20 protein-coding genes are annotated in these 23,272 nt (G+C 70.0%); 11 read left to right on the top strand and 9 right to left on the bottom strand.

Annotated features, from left to right (window positions below; all coding sequences use genetic code 11):
• Positions 1-76: 76 nt before the first annotated feature.
• Positions 77-1,807: a sigma factor-like helix-turn-helix DNA-binding protein gene (locus tag ACFXJL_RS04185; RefSeq protein WP_384688975.1), complete on the bottom strand. Its 1,731-nt coding sequence runs from the start codon at positions 1,805-1,807 to the stop codon at positions 77-79.
• A 116-nt stretch (positions 1,808-1,923) separates the two neighbouring features.
• On the opposite strand from ACFXJL_RS04185, the gene ACFXJL_RS04180 reads away from it, so the two are divergent.
• Positions 1,924-4,068: a DUF6350 family protein gene (locus tag ACFXJL_RS04180; RefSeq protein WP_384688972.1), complete on the top strand. Its 2,145-nt coding sequence runs from the start codon at positions 1,924-1,926 to the stop codon at positions 4,066-4,068.
• Positions 4,069-4,352: 284 nt separating this feature from the next.
• Here ACFXJL_RS04180 and ACFXJL_RS04175 read toward each other — a convergent pair whose 3' ends face one another.
• Positions 4,353-5,141 carry a hypothetical protein gene (locus tag ACFXJL_RS04175; RefSeq protein WP_358876404.1) on the bottom strand — a complete coding sequence of 263 codons (789 nt, stop codon included), beginning with the start codon at positions 5,139-5,141 and terminating at the stop codon, positions 4,353-4,355.
• 305 nt (positions 5,142-5,446) lie between these two features.
• Here ACFXJL_RS04175 and purN point away from each other — a divergent pair, with 305 nt between their 5' ends.
• Positions 5,447-6,091: a phosphoribosylglycinamide formyltransferase gene (gene purN / locus ACFXJL_RS04170; protein WP_358876403.1), complete on the top strand. Its 645-nt coding sequence runs from the start codon at positions 5,447-5,449 to the stop codon at positions 6,089-6,091.
• Positions 6,088-7,677 carry a bifunctional phosphoribosylaminoimidazolecarboxamide formyltransferase/IMP cyclohydrolase gene (gene purH / locus ACFXJL_RS04165; protein WP_384631657.1) on the top strand — a complete coding sequence of 530 codons (1,590 nt, stop codon included), beginning with the start codon at positions 6,088-6,090 and terminating at the stop codon, positions 7,675-7,677. The genes purN and purH overlap by 4 nt, the downstream gene beginning before the upstream one ends.
• Before the next feature lie 311 nt (positions 7,678-7,988).
• Here the strand turns inward: purH and ACFXJL_RS04160 are convergent, their stop codons facing one another.
• Complete coding sequence (locus ACFXJL_RS04160) at positions 7,989-8,594, bottom strand: hypothetical protein (RefSeq protein WP_358876401.1); 606 nt, start codon at positions 8,592-8,594, stop codon at positions 7,989-7,991.
• Positions 8,595-8,849: 255 nt separating this feature from the next.
• Between ACFXJL_RS04160 and ACFXJL_RS04155 the strand changes: the two genes are divergently transcribed.
• The 4 genes from ACFXJL_RS04155 to ACFXJL_RS04140 all read left to right on the top strand — a co-directional run bounded on the left by ACFXJL_RS04155 (position 8,850) and on the right by ACFXJL_RS04140 (position 13,195).
• Positions 8,850-9,713: a bifunctional methylenetetrahydrofolate dehydrogenase/methenyltetrahydrofolate cyclohydrolase gene (locus ACFXJL_RS04155; protein WP_329022376.1), complete on the top strand. Its 864-nt coding sequence runs from the start codon at positions 8,850-8,852 to the stop codon at positions 9,711-9,713.
• 21 nt (positions 9,714-9,734) lie between these two features.
• Positions 9,735-10,502 (top strand): DUF3017 domain-containing protein, encoded by a 768-nt coding sequence (locus ACFXJL_RS04150; RefSeq protein WP_384631654.1) that lies wholly within the window; start codon positions 9,735-9,737, stop codon positions 10,500-10,502.
• Between the two features lie 390 nt (positions 10,503-10,892).
• Positions 10,893-11,945 carry a helix-turn-helix domain-containing protein gene (locus ACFXJL_RS04145; protein WP_384688966.1) on the top strand — a complete coding sequence of 351 codons (1,053 nt, stop codon included), beginning with the start codon at positions 10,893-10,895 and terminating at the stop codon, positions 11,943-11,945.
• A gap of 260 nt (positions 11,946-12,205) precedes the next feature.
• Positions 12,206-13,195, top strand: a complete 990-nt coding sequence (locus ACFXJL_RS04140; RefSeq protein ID WP_384688963.1) for a malate dehydrogenase — start codon at positions 12,206-12,208, stop codon at positions 13,193-13,195.
• A 198-nt stretch (positions 13,196-13,393) separates the two neighbouring features.
• On the opposite strand, the gene ACFXJL_RS04135 is transcribed toward ACFXJL_RS04140, so the two are convergent.
• The 3 genes from ACFXJL_RS04135 to ACFXJL_RS04125 all read right to left on the bottom strand — a co-directional run bounded on the left by ACFXJL_RS04135 (position 13,394) and on the right by ACFXJL_RS04125 (position 15,935).
• The gene (locus ACFXJL_RS04135) at positions 13,394-13,744 is read right to left on the bottom strand and encodes a hypothetical protein (protein ID WP_358876397.1); all 351 of its coding nucleotides are present in this window, start codon (positions 13,742-13,744) and stop codon (positions 13,394-13,396) included.
• Between the two features lie 34 nt (positions 13,745-13,778).
• Entirely contained in the window at positions 13,779-14,816 is a 1,038-nt protein-coding gene (locus ACFXJL_RS04130) for an alpha/beta hydrolase (protein WP_358876396.1), read from the bottom strand.
• A 306-nt stretch (positions 14,817-15,122) separates the two neighbouring features.
• Entirely contained in the window at positions 15,123-15,935 is an 813-nt protein-coding gene (locus tag ACFXJL_RS04125) for a DMT family transporter (protein ID WP_358876395.1), read from the bottom strand.
• Between the two features lie 131 nt (positions 15,936-16,066).
• On the opposite strand from ACFXJL_RS04125, the gene ACFXJL_RS04120 reads away from it, so the two are divergent.
• Together ACFXJL_RS04120 and ACFXJL_RS04115 are read left to right on the top strand one after the other, a co-directional pair.
• Positions 16,067-16,348 (top strand): hypothetical protein, encoded by a 282-nt coding sequence (locus ACFXJL_RS04120; RefSeq protein ID WP_358876394.1) that lies wholly within the window; start codon positions 16,067-16,069, stop codon positions 16,346-16,348.
• 15 nt (positions 16,349-16,363) lie between these two features.
• Positions 16,364-17,545 (top strand): glutathionylspermidine synthase family protein, encoded by a 1,182-nt coding sequence (locus ACFXJL_RS04115; RefSeq protein WP_384688958.1) that lies wholly within the window; start codon positions 16,364-16,366, stop codon positions 17,543-17,545.
• Between the two features lie 70 nt (positions 17,546-17,615).
• On the opposite strand, the gene ACFXJL_RS04110 is transcribed toward ACFXJL_RS04115, so the two are convergent.
• Together ACFXJL_RS04110 and rocD are read right to left on the bottom strand one after the other, a co-directional pair.
• Positions 17,616-18,281, bottom strand: coding sequence for a polysaccharide deacetylase family protein (locus tag ACFXJL_RS04110; RefSeq protein ID WP_358876392.1), 666 nt, complete (start codon positions 18,279-18,281; stop codon positions 17,616-17,618).
• 396 nt (positions 18,282-18,677) lie between these two features.
• Positions 18,678-19,883: an ornithine--oxo-acid transaminase gene (gene rocD, locus ACFXJL_RS04105; protein ID WP_384688955.1), complete on the bottom strand. Its 1,206-nt coding sequence runs from the start codon at positions 19,881-19,883 to the stop codon at positions 18,678-18,680.
• 297 nt (positions 19,884-20,180) lie between these two features.
• On the opposite strand from rocD, the gene glyA reads away from it, so the two are divergent.
• Positions 20,181-21,449 (top strand): serine hydroxymethyltransferase, encoded by a 1,269-nt coding sequence (gene glyA / locus ACFXJL_RS04100; protein ID WP_358876390.1) that lies wholly within the window; start codon positions 20,181-20,183, stop codon positions 21,447-21,449.
• Here glyA and ACFXJL_RS04095 read toward each other — a convergent pair.
• Positions 21,439-22,008 carry an RNA polymerase sigma factor gene (locus tag ACFXJL_RS04095; protein WP_384688952.1) on the bottom strand — a complete coding sequence of 190 codons (570 nt, stop codon included), beginning with the start codon at positions 22,006-22,008 and terminating at the stop codon, positions 21,439-21,441. The two genes, glyA and ACFXJL_RS04095, sit on opposite strands and share 11 nt — an antisense overlap.
• A gap of 55 nt (positions 22,009-22,063) precedes the next feature.
• Between ACFXJL_RS04095 and trpS the strand changes: the two genes are divergently transcribed.
• Positions 22,064-23,077, top strand: coding sequence for a tryptophan--tRNA ligase (gene trpS, locus ACFXJL_RS04090; protein ID WP_358876389.1), 1,014 nt, complete (start codon positions 22,064-22,066; stop codon positions 23,075-23,077).
• Positions 23,078-23,272 lie beyond the last annotated feature (195 nt).

The raw sequence follows: 23,272 nt of genomic DNA, 5'->3' as shown, positions 1-23,272 counted from the left end.
ACGGCCGCCTCGCCCCGCCTCGCACAGCGAGCAGGGTGCGAGGCGAGGCGAGGCGAGGCGGCGCGGGCGTCGGGGCTCAGCGGGTCTGCGGCATGAGCCGACCCGGCCCGTGCGCCGGGTCGGAGAGCAGCCTCTCCCGCAACTCCTTGCTGCGTTCCGACAACTGCTGGGGCCCCGCATGGGCGGGGATGCCCTGTACCTGCCGGCCCGGGGCGATCGTCGGCTGGTACTGGGTGGGCGCCGTGGCCGCCGTCAGCCCGGTGATCCCGATGAGCAGCGTGGTGACGGTCAGGGCGGTTCGCGTCCAGAACCAGACATGGCGTTCGCTGTTCCTGCGGACCACGGCTGCCGGTGTCGGCTGCGGCGCAGGACAGGCGTCCGCCAGGGCGATCAACTGCTCGTGCAGCGCTTCCTCGGAACCGAGCTGCGGTAGTCGCGCCGCGATGGCCTCCCGCGCATGCAGTACCCGATTCGCCGCGGCCGGTGTGCTCGCCTCCGTCTCGGCCGCAGCCTCGGGCAGGTCGAGGCGTAGCCCGTCGTAGAGCAGGAGGGTACGGCGGTACGCGGGTGGGAGCTCCAACAGTGCATCGAGGAGTTCACGCCACTTGGGTTCGAGCGGTGGGGTGTCCGGATCCCGATAGCCAGGACGCAGCCGCTGCCAAGGGGACATCGCGTACTCGTAGGCGGCGGCACGCACCCAACCGATCGGGTCCCGGTCGGTGGCGACTTCCGGCCAGTGCTGCCACGCCAGGTGGAAGGCCCGCTCCACGGACTCATGGGCGAGCGTGCGTCGACCGGTGAGCAGGAACGCCTGACGTACGAGGTCGGGTGCCGCCCGTGTGTAGAGGTCGTCGAACGCCTCCGCGGGGGTCGGACCGCAGGTGCTGTCGGGCAGTGAGTCGCGCGGTGACCAGTGAGGCCAGGCGGACTCCTGGGGCTCCCCCTCCTGGTCTTCGTCCGGCTGAGCGGCACCGGCGGCCGACTCCCCGGCTGGTGCGGTCGCTTCGACCGGCTCGACCGACTCGGCAGCTTTGGCTGATTCGGCTGATTCGGCAGAAACGGAACCAGCGGAGACATCGAGGGCGGCGGCAGGCACAGGCGGTTCCGTAGGAGGCGTGGGAGGGACTGGAGACGCGGGATGGACGACTGGCAGAGCGGGGCTGGCCGGATGCGGAGGCGCCGGCCTGGCGGCGCGCTTCACCGCGGGAACGGGCCGGGTGGTGTCGTGCTGCTGCTTTCCTCGGGCCGGCTTGGGCGCCTGGGCGGCCTGCGCCTGGGGCGGTTTCGGACCGGAAGCGTCGCCGTACGACGCCCCTTCGTGGCGGTCCTCACCGTGTTCCTTCGCGACGGATCGCGGTTCCTTCGCGACGGAACGCGCTGGTGACGGTCGTGACGTCTGCGCCAGCTGGGCCGCTTCAACCGGATTCGTCGGAACCGGGTCCGCCGTGTCCAGTGCTGCGCCGTCCGGGCTCGACGCTCCCGTCGCCCCACCCGCAAGAGCGACCGCGGCAACCGCAGCCGACGGTCCCTGCGCGCTCTCGCCACCCGCCACGGCCGGGGCGCTGCCGGTGTCGACATCCGCCGTGGCCGATTCCCCCGACGGCGCCAGCAACCTCAGGTACGCCTCGCGGCGCCGGCCGCGCGGATCACTGCGGCCCGTCTCCCACGCCCGCACGGTCGCCTTCGTCACACCGAGCGCGATGGCGACCTCCTGCTCGCTCATCGACTTCGCCTCGCGCAATCTGCGCCGTTCCTTCGGGGAGGGCAGCGGAGTCCCGGAAGCGGAGTGGGTGGTGCTCTGGGTCATGTGGGGCTCCCCGAAGCGCTGCACTCGGCGTAAAAGTACATAAACGTATCTTGAGCGACACAACGGCCATTCGCCTGTTACATGGATAGAGCGCGTGTCGTTGGGAGCATGGGCCGGTGACCCAGACGACCGATCACGGCACTTTCCCCGCCCCGGCACCCGTTCTCGTACAGGGCCGACGGAAGGCCGCCCTGGTGGCCTGCTTCGCCCGTGGAGCCATCACCGCAGGGCTGGGGCTCGGCGCGATCGCCGTACTGGTGATGGTGCTGTGGATCAGTTCCCCGTACCCCGACAGCGGACCGCAGGGCGCGCTCCATGTGGCCGCCGGCATCTGGCTGCTGGCCCACGGCACCGAACTCGTCCGGACGGACACCCTCACCGGGCCGCCCGCGCCGATGGGCTTGGTGCCCCTGCTGCTCGTGGCGCTGCCCGTCTGGCTCATCCACCGTGCGGCCCGTGATGGGCTGCTGCCCGCCAACGGGCGCCCCAGGCCCTCGGTAGGCGGGGTGGTCTGCGCGGTGAGCGCCGGATATCTGCTCGTCGGCGCGGCGGCAACGGCCTACGCGGCCCGCGGCCCACTGATCGCGGACACCCGCAGCGCAGTGCTGCACCTGCCGCTCGTGACGGTCCTGGCGGCCGTGGCGGGCGTGTGGACCGCGAGCGGTCGCCCCGGTGGTTCCCTGCCGACCTGGCTGCCGAGGACCTGGCGGCTGACGCTCGCCCGCACCTGGGTGATCGTGGCAGTGCGCGCGGCCGTCGCCGGGGTGCTGGCGCTGTTCGGCGGCGGGGCGCTGCTCGTCGCCGCCGCACTGGTGTGGCACGCGGATGCCACCCAGGACACCTTCCTGCACCTCGCATCGGTGTGGTCGGGCCGGCTTGCGGTGCTGCTGCTGGGTCTCGTGCTCGTACCCAATGCGGCGGTGTGGGCCGCGGCCTACGGTCTGGGACCGGGGTTCACCCTCGGTACGGGAGCGACCGCCACGCCCATCGCCGTGTCCGCGGACCCGGCGCTGCCGCCGTTCCCGCTGCTCGCCGCCGTACCCGCGGAGGGGCCGGGAACTCCATGGAACTGGGCCTGCGCAGCGGTTCCGCTGATCGCGGCACTCGTGATCGCCCGGTTCGTGACGGTGACGGCAGCTCCGCGCGGCGGGCCGCGGGCGCTGGTGTGGAGCAACCGAGAGACCGCCCTGACCGCGCTGTGCGGTGCCGTGGGGTGTGGCCTGTTGACGGCGGCGATGGCCGCGGCCTCGGGCGGCGCGCTGGGGACGGGGCGACTGACGCACTTCGGTCCCGTGTGGTGGCAGTCGGGCGGGGCCGCGCTGCTCTGGTCGGCCGCGATCGCGGTTCCCGTATCCGTCCTGCTGCGCATGTGGCGCGTACGAGGACAGCGTGCGCCGCAGTCATCGGCGGCAGACGAGTCCGGGCCCCAGCCGTCGATGACCGCGGCTCGGTCAGCGCGGGTCGACGAGGTGAGCATCGACGACGGTGGCGATTGCTATGACTTCCTGCCCACGGAGCCCTGGCGCGAGTGGGACGATGCGGCCCACCCCACTGCCGCGTCTGCGTCTGCGTCTGCGTCGGCGCCTGCGGCGCAGGGCGCGTCAACCACGCCACCTCCGCTCCCCACGCCACCCTTGCTGCGGCCGGCTCAACCCGGTGCCGGGAGTGCGGATGACGGCACCCCGGACGGTGACCGGGTTGAGGCTGCGGGACAGTCCCCGTCCGCGGAACCGTCTCGTATCGACTGGGTGAAACGACAGCCGGAGATCGGTACGGCGTGGATGGCACCGCGACCGGCGTCAGGGCAGGGGGCTGCCGTGTCCGTCGCATCAGACGCGGGGCACCCCGACCCCACCGACGTCCACCCGAAAGAAGCAGGGCCCATGACGGAACTGAACCCCTCCGGGGAAGGTCCGACCGTCCCCGGCGCAGGAAGCGGAACGTCCGTGGACGCCGTCTCCCGGCCGTCCGTCTCCCTGCGCAAGCCCTACCTGCGCAAGCCCTGGTCCGCGCCTCCCAGCCCCTGGCCGAGCAGCCCCGGCAACCTCAGCAGCCCCGGCGACCCTGGCAACCTCAACAGCCCTGGCAACCTCAGCAGCCTCGGCGACCCTGATACGAGCGATGCCCCTACGGGCCAGGGGACGCCATGGCGCGAGGGCAATCGGGAGGGCACTCCGGAGGCGCCGGCCGTGCCCGGCCATCAGAGTGCGCCGGACTCTCGGAAGGCGCCCCAGGCCCCCGGGCAGACAGATGATCGATGATCCCGGCCGGACCGCCCCTCCCGGTCCGCGGGAGTAACGGCCGGCCGCCCCGGCACGGTCCGCCCCGTCGATCCGGTCAAAGCGCACGGCCGATCGGTCGAGCGGCCGATGAAGACGGGCGCCGAGCGGATGCGTCCAGGGGCCGCCCGACTCGCTGACGGCCCCGACGAACGGCGGGCGTCCCCCGTGGTCGACGCCCGCCCGGCCTGGTGTTCGGTTCGCTCCCGGGCGGTGGTACCCGCCTGCTCCCCGGCCGGTCTGCTCCCGGACGCTATTCCCAGACGCTATTCCTGGACGCCGAGCACTCCGCGGAGGTCCTTCGGCAGCTCCTGGTTGCAGGCGATCTGGGCATTCTTGGTCAGCGCGTCCCGCTCACAGGTGTAGAAGTCCCTGAAGACCAACTGGGAGGCGAAGACACCGGCGACGATGAGCAGGGCGATGCCCGCCATCACCACACCGGTCACCGCGGCGGTGCGCTGCGACCTGCCGGCGGCTTGGGCCGATGCCCCGTTGGCAGCCGCGCCCGGGACGGCCGAGGTGTCGCGCTTCTTGTTCGCCTTGAGGGAGCTGATGCCCCAGTACAGCGACAGGGCGCCGAGCAGCAGGGCGATCTCCGTGAAGTCGAACAGCACGAAGAAGAAGGCCCACATGCCCGAGAGCAGTGAGTAGCGGGCCCGGCGCTGGGCCGGGTCGGTGGGGTCCCAGCGCAGCCCCGGAGGGGTGCCACCGGGGCCCTGCTGCCCGCCGTTGGACCCGTCGGAGCCGCCCGGGCGACCGCCGAAGCCGCCGCCCGATGAGCGGCCGGGCTGGCGGCTGCTCCACTGGCTGCCCCATCTGCCGCGCTCGTCGGACGAGCCCGATGATCCCGATGAGTCGGGTGCACCGTTGTCGGGTGATTCCGAACCGGACGAGCCGGTGGATCCGGAGCCGGATGATTGGTCGTTCGAGGGCTGCCGCGGCTGCCACGGCTGGTCCGGCTTCCCCTCCGGCGGCGGCGCGAAGGGGTTGTTGTCGTCGGTGGACTGGCGCTCCCGCGACAACAGGAGGTCCGTACGGCGGCGTCGGTCCCGCATCTGGTGAACGTCTTCCCCTCAGACCCTGTGCACATGGGGTCGTGTGTCGTCGTACCCGTTGTGAGACGGGTGTGTTCCCCTGACGCTACCTCCCTGCTCCGCCCCCGTCCCGTGGGGGCCTTCCCGCGTGCCGGTATCGTTGCTGACGGTCGGCCTCTTCGTAGGGTTCCCCGTATGCGGGAGCGTGACTCGTTCGTACGACCGTACAAAGACGATCGACCGCACTCAGAGACGATCCGCTGGGAGCCGTCACCCTCGGTCGATCACGTACAACCCCAAGTCGATCACGCAGAAAGAGACCCGCTGTGGCCTCTCCGTCCTTCGTCCCTTCAGCCGACCGACCGGCCCGACTGGTGGTCCTGGTCTCCGGCTCGGGCACCAATCTCCAGGCCCTGCTCGATGCGTGCGCCGCCGACCCCGAGGGTTTCGGCGCGCGGGTCGTCGCGGTGGGCGCGGACCGGGACGGCACGGTCGGCCTGGAGCGCGCCCGGCAGGCCGGTCTGCCGACGTTCGTGTGCAAGGTGAAGGACCACGACGACCGTGAGGCGTGGGACCGGGCGCTGACGGACGCCATCGCCTCCCATGAACCGGACCTCGTGGTGTCGGCGGGATTCATGAAGATCGTGGGCAAGGAGTTCCTCGCCCGTTTCGAGGGTCGGTGCATCAACACCCACCCCGCCCTGCTGCCCAGCTTTCCCGGGGCCCACGGAGTGCGCGACGCCCTCGCGTACGGCGCCCGGGTCACCGGATGCACCGTCCACTTCGTCGACGACGGTGTCGACACCGGCCCGATCATCGCGCAGGGCGCGGTGCAGGTCCGGCAGGAGGACGACGAAGCCGCTCTCCATGAGCGCATCAAGGAAGTCGAGCGAGCGCTGCTCGTCGAGGTCGTGGGGCGTCTGGCCCGCAACGGCTATCGCATTGAGGGACGAAAGGTAGTTATCCCGTGACTGTTGAGGCTACTGAGACTGCCGTGGCCGAGAAGCGGGCCATCCGGCGAGCGCTGATCAGCGTGTACGACAAGACGGGCCTGGAGGACCTCGCCCGCGGTCTGCACGGCGCCGGTGTGGAGCTCGTCTCCACCGGCTCCACCGCTGCGAAGATCGCCGCGGCCGGGGTGCCGGTCACCAAGGTCGAGGAGCTGACCGGCTTCCCCGAGTGCCTGGACGGGCGGGTCAAGACGCTCCACCCCCGGGTCCACGCGGGCATCCTCGCCGATCTGCGGCTCGATTCCCACCGTGACCAACTCGCCGAACTGGGTGTCGAGCCGTTCGGCCTGGTGATCGTCAACCTCTACCCCTTCCGGGAGACCGTCGACTCCGGCGCGGCCCCCGATGAGTGCGTGGAGCAGATCGACATCGGCGGACCCTCCATGGTCCGCGCCGCGGCCAAGAACCACCCGTCGGTGGCCGTGGTCACCAGCCCCGCCCGGTACGCCGACGTCCTCGCGGCGGTGCAGGACGGCGGCTTCGACCTCGGTGCCCGCAAGCGCCTGGCCGCCGAGGCGTTCCAGCACACCGCGGCCTACGACGTGGCCGTCGCCTCCTGGTTCGCCTCCTCCTACGCGCCCGCCGACGAGTCCGGCTTCCCCGACTTCGTGGGCGTCACCTACGAGCGCTCGTCGGTGCTGCGCTACGGCGAGAACCCGCACCAGGCCGCCGCGCTCTACGTGGGCGGTGACCTGCAACAGGGCGGCCTCGCCAAGGCCGAGCAGTTGCACGGCAAGGAGATGTCGTACAACAACTACACGGACACCGAGGCCGCACGCCGTGCCGCGTACGACCACGAAGAGCCCTGTGTCGCGATCATCAAGCATGCGAACCCCTGCGGCATCGCCATCGGCGAGGACGTCGCCGAGGCCCACCGCAAGGCGCACGCCTGCGACCCGGTCTCCGCGTACGGCGGTGTGATCGCGGTCAACCGGCCGGTCTCCGTCGCCCTCGCCGAGCAGATCGCGGGAATCTTCACCGAGGTCGTCGTCGCGCCCGCCTACGAGGACGGCGCGGTCGAGGTGCTCGCCCGCAAGAAGAACATCCGGGTCCTGCGCTGCCCCGACGCCCCCGCCGCGCACATCGAGGCCAAGCCCATCGACGGCGGCACGCTGGTGCAGATCACCGACCGGCTCCAGGCGGCGGGTGACGACTCCGCGAACTGGACGCTGGCGACGGGCGAGGCCCTCAGCGCCGACGAGCTGGCCGAGTTGTCCTTCGCCTGGCGGGCCTGTCGGGCGGTCAAGTCCAACGCCATCCTGCTCGCCAAGGACGGCGGATCCGTCGGCGTCGGCATGGGGCAGGTCAACCGGGTCGACTCCGCGAAGCTCGCGGTGGAGCGCGCCGGCGAAGAGCGTGCACGCGGCTCCTACGCCGCGTCGGACGCGTTCTTCCCGTTCCCCGACGGCCTGGAGATCCTGACGGCTGCGGGCGTCAAGGCCGTGGTCCAGCCGGGCGGATCGGTCCGTGACGACGCGGTCATCGAGGCGGCCAAGGCGGCCGGCGTGACGATGTACTTCACCGGTACGCGCCACTTCTTCCACTGACACCTCGCCCGGACAGGGCGGCCACGGCCCGCAGTTCCCCTGGGAGCTGTGGGCCGTCGCGTATTGCGGTGACGGCTGACCGCCGAGGGGGCAGATGGCCGGGGTGGGGCGGGGCAGAGCGTCTTCGACGTACCTCGCCGCCGTGTTCCGCAGCGCTCAGAGGCTGTGCTGCGGAAAGAGCGGAAAGAACAGAGGCCGTGACGTTTCTCCAGGGATGGGGACGCCATCGGGAGATCGGTCACGGCCTCGGGCCGCAGCGCGGTCGACGGGGGTCGGTCGTGCGGCTCCGAACCACCGGTTGCGGCGGACGGTCAGTGCCGGGGACGGTTGAACCAGGCCGCACCGTCGGACTTGCCGACGAACACGGCTATCAGCACGGCGAGCACCGTGTAGATCAGACCGACGAGGACGAAGATGAACGGGTAGATCCCGAGTACCGCCGTGACGACGGCGAAGACGAGCGTGGTGACCCGGATGCCGTTGCCGCCCTTGGCGAGCTTCGCAGCCAGGAACATCGCAAACACACCCCACAGCAGGGCGAGCACACCCACGACGTGGAAGCTGTCGCTGTACTGGGCCAGATCCTGGAACGCCTGGTCGTTGCGGAACTCCGGGTCGTCCTTGAGTTCCTCGATGCCCACGCCGGCCCAGAACAACAACAGCGCACCGATGAGCTGGAATCCGCCGATGACGTACAGCATGACGCGGGACGCCTTCACCCCGCCCGGCATCTCGGTCGGCGGGCCACCGTACCCGTACCCGTCGCCGTATCCACCGCCGAAGGACTGCACCGGCGGCGCCTGGGGATAGCCGAACGAGGGCTGTGCCTGGGGCTGCCCCTGCTGGGGGTAGCCGTAGCCCGGCTGACCGCCCTGCTGCTGCTGGCCGTAGGGGTTGTTCGGGTCGCCGAAGCTCATGGGGGGATTCCTCCGTTGGAAGCGGGGACGCACGGCCGACGGAGGACGGTCGAACGAGCGGTTGTCCCCCCGACCTTCCGCGGTTATCTACCACGTCATCGTGGTGTTGCCACGGACTTTTTGTCCAGTCGGTATGCCTATGTGTTGTGCAAGTGCAACCTCGGAATCGGGCGGGGGCCATGGCATTCGTCCCCCGGGCCCGAGGGGGAGGCAGGGGATTGGAACCAGGACGGGTCCATCCGCGAGGATGGGTCTATGACTGCCCAGATTCTCGATGGCAAGGCCACCGCAGCCGCGATCAAATCCGAAATTGCCGTCCGTGTGGAGGCCCTCAAGGAGAAGGGGGTGACACCGGGGCTCGGCACCCTCCTCGTGGGGGACGACCCGGGCAGCCGTTGGTACGTCAACGGCAAGCACCGTGACTGTGCGCAGGTCGGCATGGCCTCGATCCAGCGCGAGCTGCCGGCCACCGCGACCCAGGAGGAGATCGAGGACGTCGTCCGGGAGCTCAACGAGAACCCCGAGTGCACCGGCTACATCGTGCAGTTGCCGCTCCCCAAGGGCATTGACGCCAACCGGGTGCTGGAGCTGATGGACCCGGAGAAGGACGCGGACGGCCTCCACCCGATGAGCCTGGGCCGGCTGGTGCTCGGCGAACCGGGGCCGCTGCCCTGCACCCCGTACGGGATCGTCCAGCTGCTGCGGCGCCATGGCGTGGAGATCAACGGCGCCCATGTCGTCGTCGTCGGCCGGGGCATCACCATCGGGCGTCCCATGCCGCTCGTGCTCACCCGGAAGTCGGAGAACGCGACGGTGACGCAGTGCCACACCGGCACGCGCGATCTCGCGTCGCATCTGCGGCAGGCCGACATCATCGTCGCGGCGGCCGGCGTGCCGCACCTGGTGAAGCCCGAGGACGTGAAGCCCGGCGCGGCGGTCCTGGATGTCGGCGTGAGCCGGGACGAGAACGGCAAGATCGTCGGTGATGTCCATCCGGGGGTCGCCGAGGTCGCCGGTTGGGTCGCTCCGAACCCCGGTGGCGTCGGCCCGATGACCCGGGCCCAGCTGCTGGTGAACGTGGTCGAAGCGGCGGAACGCTCGGTCGCAGTGGCGGGTTGACCAGGAGAAGAGGCTGCCCTGATGGGCGTACGTACGAATGACGACCCCGAGGCGGGGGGGCCGGCGCCGCACCAGGCTGCTGGCAGGCCCGTCGGTGCAGGGGGTCGTCCTGCCGGGCAGGACGCATCGGCCCGACCGGAGGGGGCGACCGGCCCCAACGGGTCGGCGCCGGACGCCGCGGGCGGTGGCCGACCGTCCGACAACGGCGCAACGACGCCTGCCGGTGACGGGGCACAGGATCGAGGGAGGGACGCGGACTCCGGGTCGGAGACGACGGAGCCCCCGCAGGAGCCGACAGCGGGACAGGGGAAGGAACGGGCGAACGGGCGGGCGAGGGCGGATTCGCCGGAGTCGAACGCCGACGCCACGGCGCCCTCGGCGCCCTCGGCGCAGACCTCCCGCCGACCGCCGACCCTCACCACCGATACGGCCCGCCCCGAAGGTGGCGGCCGAGCGGCCCCCGGTGACGCTCCGGCTCCCGCCCGTCAGTGGCCGCTGCTCGCCGTCCTCGCGCTCACCGGGGCCGGCCTGCTGATCATCGGACTTGACCCGTTCGCGGAGGCGTTCCGCATCGGCGCGATCCTGGTGGGTGTGGCGCTGATCACAGGTGCCGTGTTCCGTCGCACCCTGCCCTCGGTCGGCATGCTCGCGGTGCGTTCGCGCTTCACCGACATGGTCACGTACGCCGTGCTCGGTGGAGCGATCACCCTGCTCGCCCTGATGGCGCAGCCGAACCCTTGGCTGGAACTTCCGTTCCTGAAGGATCTGGTCGAATTCGCCGTGCGCTGACCGACGGTGGGCTGCCGTTCGGCGCGCTGACGTACGGCGCCTGTCCTCTCCCCCGAGGAAGGACAGGCGCCGCAGCCGTCCCAGAGTCATGGACGCGCCAATTCGGTTTCAAGGGACGAAGGTGGCCTGTGGCACGGAAGTGACCATTCCGCCATGGTGTGATCCCCCTGTCCCGGGAGTGGGAGACTGATGGCGCATTCGGTATGGGGGCGCACGTGGGGCGCGGTCGTCATTCCGAATGCTCCCGTGCACGCCGGTGGCAGGAACTGACATCCTGGCCCTGCGCATCTTCTTGAACGGTCCGCCGTGGTGGACCGTTCGGAATGGCGCAGGGGGCGGATAGGCGCGGGGCACTGCACCTACGTTCGGGGGGACAAGGGGGGTTAGACCATGCCTCGTTGGAAAGCGCTGCCAGATGAGCTCGACCCGGAGGTCCGGGAGTTCGCCGAGAATCTACGGCGACTCGTGGACCGCAGCGGGTTGAGCATCGCGGCAGTATCGGACCGCACGGGCTACAGCAAAACGTCGTGGGAGCGCTATCTCAATGGGCGAATACTCGCGCCCAAGGGCGCTGTCGTCGCACTGGCGGAGGTGACGGGCACCAGCACCATCCACCTCACCACCCTGTGGGAGTTGGCGGAGCGCGCCTGGAGCCGGGCCGAGATGCGTCACGACCGCACGATGGAACAGATACGGATATCCCAGGCGCGGGCCGCGCTCGGGGAGTCGGGCTCCGTCGGGCGGTCGCCGTCGATGGGCGACCCGATGGACGGCGGGCGGCCCAGGGGGGCGGCGACCCGCCCGGGCACTGCGGCTCCCGCCGGGTTTCCTCCGTACACGGGACAGGCGGCCAGCATGGGGCAGGCCCCCGGCCGGGCCGGTCATCGGGCGGTGCCGCCGTCAGGCCGACGCCAATCCGGTGGCAACGGTACGCCTCCCGGCAAGCGCAGGGTCGGCATGTTCCTCGGTGGGGTGGTCGGTGCGCTGGCGGTGATCGCCGGTGCCGTGCTGCTCACCGACCTCGGCGGGGAGCAGGACCACACGAAGAACGTGGCCGCGACCCCCTCGCAGGCGGCCACCAGCAGCACCCCGGTGCTGCCGGAAGGGGTGAAGTGCAGCGGCAAGGACTGCACCGGTCAGGACCCGGAGACGATGGGCTGCGGCGGTGAGTTCGCCAAGACCACCGCGACCGCGCAGATCGGCGAGGCCAAGGTGGAGGTCCGCTACAGCGAGATCTGCAAGGCGGCCTGGGCCAGGCTCACGGCAGCCGCCCCCGGCGACACCGTGGACATCAGCGTGGGTGGGAAGGGCCGGCAGGAGGGCCTGGTGAATGCGGACAACGACGCCTATACGCCGATGACGGCCGTGGCGGCGGGCACCGAACCCAAGGCGTGCGCGACCGCGACGGCGACGGGGGTCAAGACCTGCACCGAGGTGCAGTGAGCCGGCGCCCGGTGTGACACCGGGCGCGCCGCCGCCGTACGCACCCGTACTGAGCTGCGCGGTTTCCGGCGTTCGTGTGGGCGTGAGCTGCACCACAAGGGGTCGCCTGAACGCGTCGCCTCGGGTCGGATAGCCTGACCGCTGGATGTCTCTTCACATCAAGATTCATCAGGAGTCACCGTGCTTCCTGACGGGTGCGAAGGGGTGTTCCGGACCCGGGGCAGCAACGCCCCCACGCCAGCTGTCTTACGGAGATCGCCATGACCCGCACTCCCGTCAACGTCACCGTGACCGGCGCGGCCGGCCAGATCGGCTACGCGCTGCTGTTCCGTATCGCGTCCGGCCACCTGCTCGGCCCGGATGTGCCGGTCAAGCTGCGCCTCCTGGAGATCACGCCGGCGCTCGGCGCCGCCCAGGGCACCGCCATGGAGCTGGACGACTGTGCCTTCCCGCTGCTCCAGGGCATCGACATCAGCGACGACCCGAACGTCGCCTTCGACGGCGCGAACGTCGCCCTCCTCGTCGGCGCCCGCCCCCGTACCAAGGGCATGGAGCGCGGTGACCTGCTGGAGGCGAACGGCGGCATCTTCAAGCCCCAGGGCAAGGCCATCAACGACCACGCCGCGGACGACATCAAGGTCCTCGTCGTCGGCAACCCGGCCAACACGAACGCACTGATCGCGCAGGCGTCCGCCCCGGACGTGCCGGCCGACCGCTTCACCGCCATGACGCGCCTCGACCACAACCGCGCCATCTCGCAGCTGGCCGCGAAGACGGGCTCCGCGGTCTCCGACATCAAGCGGCTCACCATCTGGGGCAACCACTCGGCCACCCAGTACCCGGACATCTTCCACGCGGAGATCGCCGGCAAGAACGCCGCCGAGGTCGTCAACGGCGAGGCATGGCTGGCGGACACCTTCATTCCGACCGTCGCCAAGCGGGGTGCGGCGATCATCGAGGCGCGCGGCGCGTCCTCGGCCGCCTCGGCCGCCAACGCCGCGATCGACCACGTCCACACCTGGGTGAACGGCACCGCGGACGGCGACTGGACCTCCATGGGCATCCCGTCGGACGGCTCGTACGGTGTGCCGGAGGGTCTGATCTCCTCCTTCCCCGTGACGACGAAGGACGGCCGGTACGAGATCGTCCAGGGTCTGGACATCAACGAGTTCTCGCGCGCCCGCATCGATGCCTCGGTCAAGGAGTTGGCGGAGGAGCGCGACGCCGTGCGCGCTCTCGGCCTTCTCTGAGCCGGCGGCGTAGCCAGCTCGCTCCACCCGGTCTGACGGGTCAAGCCCCCGGTCGCGGCATGCGACCGGGGGCTTCCCTGCGTCGAACGGCGCGCTCTCGGCCCTGGATGGTCGCCTGTCGTTGATCTGAGCCGCATCCGCCCGGATCCGGGCGGACCGTACGTCCGCCGGCGGGCACCATCGCGGATCGCCCTGTTGTCAGTCGCCCAGGTCCACTCCCGGGACGGGGAAGCGGCCTTCCTCGCCCCATTGCGCGGGGGCCAGCAGGGCCAGTTCGGCCTCGTCCAGGGGGCGGGACTCCGCGTGCCACACGGCCGTCAGCGGTACGTCGAACGGGAACTCCACCTGGGTGCCGTCCTCGAAGGAGACCACCACATGGGTATCGGGGCCGGCCGGATGGTTGTCGAGCCAGAGCACGTCCTCCACCACTGCCGTCAATCGTCCCCCTGGCCCCACCAGCCGATACCCCTCGTCCACGCCCTGTGAGGACACGGACAACAGGGTGGGCTGGTGGAGCGCCGCCCGCTCGTCGCGGTAGTACGAGGTCACGTGGACCCTTCTTTCAGGACTCGGAGGAAGGGACCTAGGGTCGACCCGCTCCGAGGAACGACAGCACTTCCCGTTCGAAGCGCTTCTTCGCCTCCAGCTGGGGGAGGTGGCCCACGCCGTGCAGTTCCACGAGCCGCGCGCCGGGGATGGCAGCGGCGGCCAGTCGGCCCAGTACGGGGAAGTTCCCGAGCTTCGCCCGGTTCTCCGGGGTGGCGTACGACTTGCCGACCGCGGCGCGGTCCTCCTGACCGATCACCAGCAGCACCGGAAGCCGTAGGGCGGGCAGGTCCTGCACCACCGGCTGGTGGTATGCCATCTGATAGGTGCGGGCCGATGCGAGCGCCCAACGCGGGTACTCCCCGCTGAGGGTGACGCGGTACCGCAGTTCCACATTCCGCTCGTAGGCCCGTCGCCAGGTCACCACGTACGACTGGTAGAAGGCCCGGATGCCGGGGAGGGCGGTGTTCGCCAGTTCGTCCGCGAACAGTCGCTCGGTGGTGTGCGCGGGCACCAGCTCCCGGTAGTCCTCCAGTCCCACCGGGTTGGCGAGCACCAGACGGCGGATCCGCGTCGGATGCAGCAGGGCGAAGCGCACTCCGAGCATTCCGCCCATGGAGTGGCCCACCACGTCGACGTCCGCGATGCCGAGGTGGTCCAGGAGTGCCACGGTGTTGTGCGCGAGCAACTCGAAGCTGTAGTCGAGGGCGGGCTTCGACGATCGCCCGAACCCGATCTGGTCCGGCACCACGACCCGGTTCCCGGCCGCCGCCAGTGCGCGGGCGGTGGTCGTCCAGGCCCCGCCGTCGAAGTTCTTGCCGTGCAGCAGCAGCACCGTGCGCCCGGTGGGGGACTGGCCCGCGGGCGCGATGTCCAGATACGCCATGTCGACGGTCTCGCCCTGGTTGACCATCCGCAGGAACCGTACGGGGTACGCGGTCGTGTACCCCTCCATGGCGATCCCCAGCGGCTGGTCGTACGTCGGGTCGGCGGGGGTGTGCAGCGCACCGGCCCCCTGTGCCGGAGCGGCAGCCGCCACTCCCGTACCCATCGTGGCGACGGCCCCCGCACCCACGGAGAGAAACGTCCGGCGTGTTGTCACACATCCCCCAACTCGGTCGTACATCTGTGCGCTCATAGTGCACCAACTCCCCACAAGATCAAAGGAGTCCGCAGTTGGCTGTGGACTGATCAATGGATTGGCAAGGGGGTCGGCCCGGGGGTCAATTGGGGGCGATCGAGGGCTTGCAGGGGGAGCCGATGGCGGCCCCTCGGCGTACGGCCGTGGTCGCCGGTGGACCGGCAGCGGATCAGCGGCGGATCGGCAGCGGATCGCCGGTGGACCGGCACGCGCGGCCGGTCCTGGAGGCGGCGCATCCGGTCAGGGCTCGCCGAAACGCGCCAGCGCCAGAGCGCCGGCGACGGCCACCGCGAAACCCAGCACCGCCAACCACGCCAACCCCGGCCGGGTGTGATCGCCCAGCCAGACCACCCCGACCACGGCCGGGCCGACCGTCTCACCGAGGACGAGCCCCGCCGTCGCCACCGTCACCGAGCCTCGGGAGAACGCCGAGGTCAGCAGGAGGAAGGCCGCTGCCCCGCCCAGAAGCAGCGCATAGAGCGCGGGATTGGCCAACACCTCGGGCAGGGCGACCGAATCGATCAACCGGACCGCGACCTCCACCACCCCGAATCCCGCGCCTGCGCCCAACCCCAGCACCAGGGCGCGCGATCTGTTCGGAAGCCTGCCGGCGAGCGCTCCGACCAGCAGGACCGCGACCGCGACCCCCAGCAGTGACCAGCCCATCGCGGTGGAGCCGGGGCGGTCCCCCTCGGCCCCGGCTGCCAGACCCAGCATCGCGAGGCCGGCGCAGACCGTACCCACCGCGCCCCACTCCACGGCGCTCAGCCTCATGTGCAGCAGTCGGGAGGCGACCAGGGCGGTGACCGCGAGGGAGGCGGCGAGCGCCGCGCCCACCACATAGATGGGCAGCGACCGCAGGGCCACGATCTGCAACGCGAAACCGAATCCGTCGAGTGCGAGCCCCAGCAGATAGCGCCACTGGCGCAGGGCCCGCAGGAGCAGTGCCGTATCGACACCGGAACCCGAGCCCGGTTCGGCGGCCTTCGCCGCTATGGCCTGGAGAACGGAAGCGGTGCCGTAGCAGAGAGCTGAACCAAGTGCGCAAAGCATGCCAAGGATCACAAAACGACTGTAGATCAATGGGGTTGATCGCCCGTTTGAAGGCGGTGTGCCTGTCGGCCACTAGTCTGTCGTCGATTTACGGTGCGTTGTAGGACAGTCACACGAACGGGGGTTGGGTGATGGCTCGTCGACGCCTGAGGTCGAGAACGGTACTGCTGGGAGGCATGGGGGTGTTGGCCGTGTCCCTCACCTCGTGCGGTGCGGAACCGGACAAGCGAGGCGCGGACCGACTGTCCCCAGAACAGCTCGCGATGAGCGAGTGCAGAGAACACGGTGGCGAGGGTGACTACGCCTCCTCCGCCTACGGTCGGGGCGAGGGCGGCGCGGCCACGGGCGGCAGCTTCGACGAGGACGCCGTCGAGCGGGGCGGCTTCGGCTGCTCGGGCTCCGGCGGCGGTTGAACGGGGACTGGTCCAATGAAGCGTCACACCATCGAGCCGCGTCCGGGCTGGCAGGCGATCGTCGAACAGCAGGGGTGCATCTACCCCCTGACTCGCTACCCGGACGGCTCCCTGCGCCCCTATTGGGACGAGAGCGCCTACTACGAGTTCTCGCTGCCCGAGGTGGAGGCGTTGGAAGAGGTTGTCGAGGAACTCCACGCGATGTGTCTCGCCGCCGCTGCACACATCGTCGAACGGGACAGGTTCGCCGAATTAGGCATCATCCAGCCCCGGCTGGTCTCCCTGGTCGCCGAGTCCTGGCGGCGACGGGCCGAACTCCCCACCATCTACGGCAGGTTCGACCTCCGCTACGACGGCACCGGGCCGGCCAAGATGTTGGAGTACAACGCCGACACGCCGACCTCGTTGGTCGAGGCCGCGAGCCCCCAGTGGTTCTGGATGGAGGACCGCTTCCCCGGCGCCGACCAGTGGAACTCCCTGCACGAGCGGCTCGTCGACGCATGGCGCAAGCAGGCTTCCCTACTGCCGCCCGGGCCCGTGCACTTCGCCCACTCCGCGGGCGACGACCTCGGTGAGGACCTGATGACGGTCGCCTACCTCAGGGAGACCGCGGAACAGGCGGGACTCGTCACCCAGGCGCTCGCGGTGGAGGAGATCGGTTGGGACCGGCTGTCCCGGCGCTTCGTCGACCAACGTCTGCGCTTCATCCGCTCCTGCTTCAAGCTCTACCCCTGGGAGTGGCTGACGACCGACCGCTTTGGACCCCATGTGCTCGAAACGCTCGACAACGGCGGCGGCACCGGCACCACCTGCTGGATCGAACCCGCCTGGAAGATGCTGCTCTCCAACAAGGCGCTGCTCGCGATCCTCTGGGAGCTCAACCCCGGCCATCCCCATCTGCTGCCCGCCTATCTCGACGGTCCGCGTGAACTGGCCGCCGAGGGCGGCTATGTCGCCAAACCGCTCCTGGGGCGGGAAGGCGCGGGGGTCACGATCCACGGGGCAGGCACCGCACCCCTCTTGCGCGAGGAAGCGTGCTGCTACCAGGGCTTCGCCCCGCTACCGGACTTCGACGGCAACCGGGTGGTGCTCGGTGCGTGGACCGTCGAGGGCGAGGCAGCGGGGCTGGGCATTCGGGAGTCGTCCGGTCCGATCACGGACGGGTACGCCCGCTTCCTGCCCCACGTCATCCTCTGATGTCACCCCGGCCGCGACCCGGGTGGGGTGTGTGGCCCTTCAGGAATTCTGGGCAGGAGCCGGTGGGTCGTCAGTCGGCGATGTAGTCGCGCAGACGGGCGGGCTTGAGGCCGGCCGCATCGGCCGCGGCCAAGGCGCGATTGAGGTCGGCGGGCAGGTCGTCGGTGAAGTGCAGCAGGATGATGTCGCCGGCCTGGAGTTGCGGGGTGGGGGGCTGCCAACTGCCCCAGGTGGTGAAGTCGTGCGTCCAGGTCACCAGTGCCTTCGCACCGCAGGCGCCGGCCGCGATGCGGGTGTCTTCGTTGTAGTCGCCGTAGGGCGGACGCAGCAGCCGGGGCTCCAGACCGAAGGTCGACAGGGCCCGCTGACGTGCGCCGCAGATCTCGGCTCGCTGGCCCGCCAGGTCCAATGAGCTGAGGTACGGGTGGGTCACGGTGTGGTTCTCGACCCGGGACGGACCGTGGTCGAGCAGATTCCGGAAGTACGGGACGCCGTAGCTGGCGGCGTCCGACACCAGGAACAGCGAGGCGGGAACGTTCCGGTCACGCAGGATCTTGGCCGCGGCGGGACTCTGCGCCCAGCCGTCGTCGATGGTGATGAAGACGACCGGATCGTCCGTGGTGACCTTCGAGACGACGGGGACCGGCGTCGGCCATGCTGCCTGCGCGGGGGTGGTCAGGCCCAGGAGGGCGAGGAGAGGTACGAGGACGGCGAGTAGCACTCGGGGTCTCGGCATGGCCCGCATCATTGGTCCAGACCAGCGGTCGTGTCAATGGCCTGGATGACGTCCCGATCGGTAGCCGTGTCCGAGGTTGTTGGAACGTGTCAGTCCGGTCTGAACTCACCTTTCCCTGGAGGCTCATGAGTGTCGCCGGGCCGCGGGCGGCGACCCGTGCGTTCCTGTGCTGGAGGGGTGCGGGGGTGGATTCCCTGGGATCCCGAGGCCGGCGGCTGACCTCCGGGCCCGATCATCATGGGCCCTCGTCATGCATCGCGGACCCTCGTCATCGTCGGGCGCTCGACGATGACGAGGGGCGAGGGCGGTTGAGGGGCGAGGTGGGCGAGGGGCGGGCACTAAGGGGGGTGAGGGGCTGAGGGAGTTGTCCTCAGCGCGGTCGTGCCGCGGCTGGGCTCAGCCCGCTAGCACCGCCCGCAACTGGTCGAGGCCCCAGTCCAGATCCTCCTTGCTGATCACCAGCGGCGGGGCGATCCGGATGGTCGAACCGTGGGTGTCCTTCACCAGTACGCCCCGGTCCATCAGCTTCTCGGAGATCTGCCGACCCGTTCCGCGCTCCGGCACGATGTCCACGCCCGCCCACAGCCCCCGGCCGCGTACGGCTTCCACCGAGCCCGTACCGACCAGGAGGCCGAGTTCATGGTGGAGATGCTCACCGAGTTCGCTCGCGCGCTGCTGGTACTCCCCACTGCGCAACATCGCGATCACCTCCAGTGCCACCGCACAGGCCAGTGGATTCCCGCCGAAGGTCGAACCGTGCTCCCCGGGGCGGAAGACGCCGAGCACCTCCTGCGAGGAGACCACAGCGGACACCGGGACGACTCCGCCGCCGAGCGCCTTGCCGAGCACGTACATGTCCGGCACCACGCCCTCGTGCTCCAGGGCGAACGTCCGACCGGTACGGCCGAGGCCCGACTGGATCTCGTCCGCGATGAAGAGGATGTTGCGCTCCTGGGTGAGTCGACGGACCCCCGCCAGATATCCCGGCGGCGGCACCAGAACCCCCGCCTCGCCCTGGATCGGCTCCAGCAGCACCGCCACCGTGTTCTCGGTGAGGGCGGCCTCCATCGCCGTGAGGTCCCCGTACGGGACGATCTCAAAGCCCGGGGTGTACGGGCCGAAGTCCGCCCGGGCCTCCGGATCGGTCGAGAAGCTGATCACCGTCGTCGTGCGCCCATGGAAGTTGTTCGAAGCGACCACGATCTTCGCCATGTTGTCGACGACGCCCTTGACCCGGTAGCCCCACTTCCGGGCGGTCTTCACCGCGGTCTCCACGGCCTCCGCGCCGGTGTTCATCGGAAGTACCGACTCCATCCCGCACAAATCGGCGAGCTGCTCGCAGAAGTCAGCGAAACGGTCGTGGTAGAAGGCGCGCGAAGTGAGCGTGACACGTTCCAGCTGTGCCTTGGCGGCATCGATCAGACGACGGTTCCCATGGCCGAAATTCAGCGCCGAGTATCCCGCGAGCATGTCGAGGTACCGACGGCCCTCGACATCAGTCATCCATGCGCCCTCCGCCGAGGTCACAACGATGGGGAGCGGGTGGTAGTTGTGCGCGCTGTGGGCTTCGGCGGCGGCAATGGCGCTCTCTGATGCAGACACGGGATCTCCGATCGCGTAGTTCACATGGATCTCGCGGAGGCTTGTCGTAAGACAAGGCTTCCGGCTGGGGCAGGGTGATGCCCCTGTTTCTATCGTCGCTCGCCGAGTGGGTGAAGAAACCTTGCTGCGCACTCCGAGCGATCCGGCCCGCCCCGGAGACGCGTACTAAGGTTGCGGGTACGCACGGCGACTGGCGCACGGGGAACTGACCCCGAGGGAGCCCTGCGCGCAACAACCAACGAGGTGTCGCCCGCCTGGGCACCCGGGATCGTCAAGAACGATGACCCGGAGGACGTCATGAGCCTGCCCCCGCTCCATCCCGCGCTACGCGCCACCGATCCAGAACTGGCCGCACTCATCCTCGCCGAGGAACAGCTTCAAGCCACCACTCTGCGGCTCATCCCCAGCGAGAACTATGTCTCCGCCGCCGTTTTGGAAGCGTCCGGCACGGTCCTTCAGAACAAGTACAGCGAGGGGTACGCCGGCCGCCGCTACTACGAGGGCCAGCAGAACATCGACCAGGTCGAACGGCTAGCGGTCTCCCGCGCCAAGGACCTGTTCGGTGTCGAGCACGCCAATGTGCAGCCCTATTCGGGCTCCCCGGCCAACCTCGCCGTCTATCTGGCCTTCGCCGAGCCCGGGGACACGGTGATGGGGATGGCACTGCCGATGGGCGGGCACCTCACACACGGCTGGGGCGTCTCCGCCACCGGACGCTGGTTCCGCGGTGTGCAGTACGGCGTACGCCAGGACACCGGACTGATCGACTTCGACGAGGTCCGCGAACTGGCGCTCAAGGAACGCCCGAAGATCATTTTCTGTGGTGGTACCGCCCTGCCCCGCACCATCGACTTCGCCGCCTTCGCGGACATCGCCCGTGAGTCCGGTGCCGTCCTGGTCGCCGACATCGCGCACATCGCCGGGCTGATCGCAGGCGGTGCGCATCCTTCCCCCGCACCGCACGCGGACGTCATCTCCACGACCACGCACAAGACGCTCCGAGGCCCCCGTGGAGCGATGCTGATGTCCCGCGAGGAGCACGCCAAGGCGATCGACAAGGCTGTCTTCCCCGGTCTCCAGGGCGGCCCCCACAACCAGACCACCGCGGCCATCGCCGTGGCGCTTCGCGAGGCCGCGCAACCCTCCTTCCGCAGCTATGCACATGCCGTCGTCGCCAACGCCCGGGCGCTGGCCGACGAACTGCTCGCACGCGGTTTCGACCTGGTCTCCGGCGGTACGGACAACCATCTGATCCTGATGGACCTCACCCCCAAGGACGTCCCCGGCAAGGTCGCGGCCAAGGCCCTCGACCGGGCCGGGATCGTCGTGAACTACAACACCGTCCCCTACGACCCCCGCAAGCCGTTCGATCCTTCCGGCATCCGCATCGGGACGCCCTCCCTCACCTCGCGAGGGTTGGGCACCGACCAGATGGCCGCCGTGGCGGACTGGATCGACCGAGGTGTGACCGCTGCCGGTGCGGGTGATGAGGACGCATTGGCCGCGATCCGCTCGGAGGTGGCCGAGTTGATGGCCGCCCATCCCGCCCCGGGGCTCACCGGCTAGTGGATCGGGCCGGCAGAGCCGGCCAGAGGTATCGGGTGGCCGGGTCGCCCCCGTTTGACGCCCCGGCCATCTGCCGGGCCGCTGAGCCGCCCCCGTGGCGCCTCAGCCGCCCGCCAGCCGACAACAATCCCGTCCCTCCCGCCCCTTCGTCCGACGAGCGGGAGGAACCTTCGCCGTGACACAGCAGTGCGGCCGGGCCGGCGCCCAAGAGCACCGCTTCTCGCCCTGCGAGCGCCCGCAGCCGCACCGCCGAGCGCACTGTGTTCCTCGTCTCATTGACCCCGATCTGGAGGAGCCAGGGGCGAAACGCACCGCCCTCCCAGAAGCGGTCCAGCGACTGGTACGCCGTGAGGAAGGAGGTCTGCACCAGGTCTTCCGAATCGTCGCCTGCGCCGAACGCCACTGCCGCCCGCAGCGCCACCTGGGTGTGGGCGCGCACCGGCTCCGTGTACGCCTCCGGCTCCCCGGCGCGCACCCGGGCGATCACCGCGCCCTCGTCCAGGATGCCGCGGTCTCCCCTCCGTACCCGCCCCTGTAGGCGCCCCTCCCGCGTGCTCACACCTTTGATGCACCGCCGACCGGAGATCGGTTCCACACCTGAGAGAATGAGCGACATGGCCGCACTCCGACCCCGTGCTCTCTCCGGCATCCAGCCCACCGCCGGCTCGTTCCACCTCGGTAACTACCTGGGAGCGATCCGCCAGTACGTGGCGCTGCAAGAGACCCATGACGCGTTCTACATGGTCGTCGACCTGCATGCGATCACCGTGCCGCAGGACCCGGCCGAGCTGCGGGCCAACACCCGCCTCGCCGCCGCCCAGCTGCTGGCCGCCGGCCTCGATCCCGAGCGCTGCACCCTCTTCATCCAGAGCCACGTCCCTGAGCACGCTCAGCTCGGTTGGGTGATGAACTGTCTGACGGGCTTCGGCGAGGCGTCCCGGATGACGCAGTTCAAGGACAAGTCGGCCAAGCAGGGCACGGACCGGGCGACCGTGGGCCTGTTCACCTACCCGGTCCTTCAGGTCGCCGACATCCTGCTCTACCAGGCCGATGCGGTACCGGTCGGCGAGGACCAGCGCCAGCACATCGAGCTGACCCGTGACCTCGCCGAGCGCTTCAACACCCGCTTCGGTGACACGTTCACCGTCCCGGCGCCGCACATCGTCAAGGAGGTCGCGAAGATCTACGACCTCCAGGACCCGACGATCAAGATGAGCAAGTCGGCCTCGACGCCCAAGGGCCTGGTCAACCTGCTCGACGAGCCGAGAACGACCGCGAAGAAGATCAAGAGCGCGGTCACCGACACCGACACCGTGATCCGTTTCGACCCGGTCGACAAGCCCGGTGTCAGCAATCTGCTGACGATTTACTCCACCCTCACCGGCACCACCGTCGCCGCGTTGGAGAAGGAGTACGAGGGCAAGATGTACGGCGCGCTGAAGACGGACCTCGCCGAAGTGATGGTGGAGTTCGTCACTCCGTTCCGTACCCGGACGCAGGCGTACCTCGACGACCCCGAGACGTTGGACTCGGTGCTCGCCAAGGGTGCCGAGAAGGCGCGTGCGGTGGCCGCCGAGACCCTGGCCGCGGCCTACGACAAGGTCGGCTTCCTGCCCGCCAAGCACTGAGCGCCCACCGGCGCCCGGCTCGGTTCGCCCCCGTGGCCCCGGCCCCCGTACCGTCGGGTGCGGCGCGAGCCGCGGGCGGACCGGGCGGACCGGGCCGACCGTCGCAGAAGGTCGGTGTTTGACCGCCGGCGGGCGGTATTGCAGCCGCCCGCACCAACCCTGACCAGCCACGGGGCAACCTTGGGGCCGGCCGGC

This window comes from Streptomyces sp. NPDC059256, from assembly GCF_042753785.1.
Classification (GTDB): domain Bacteria; phylum Actinomycetota; class Actinomycetes; order Streptomycetales; family Streptomycetaceae; genus Streptomyces.
Note: the sequence above shows the minus strand (reverse complement) of the source record. Positions and strands in the feature narration are given on the sequence as shown.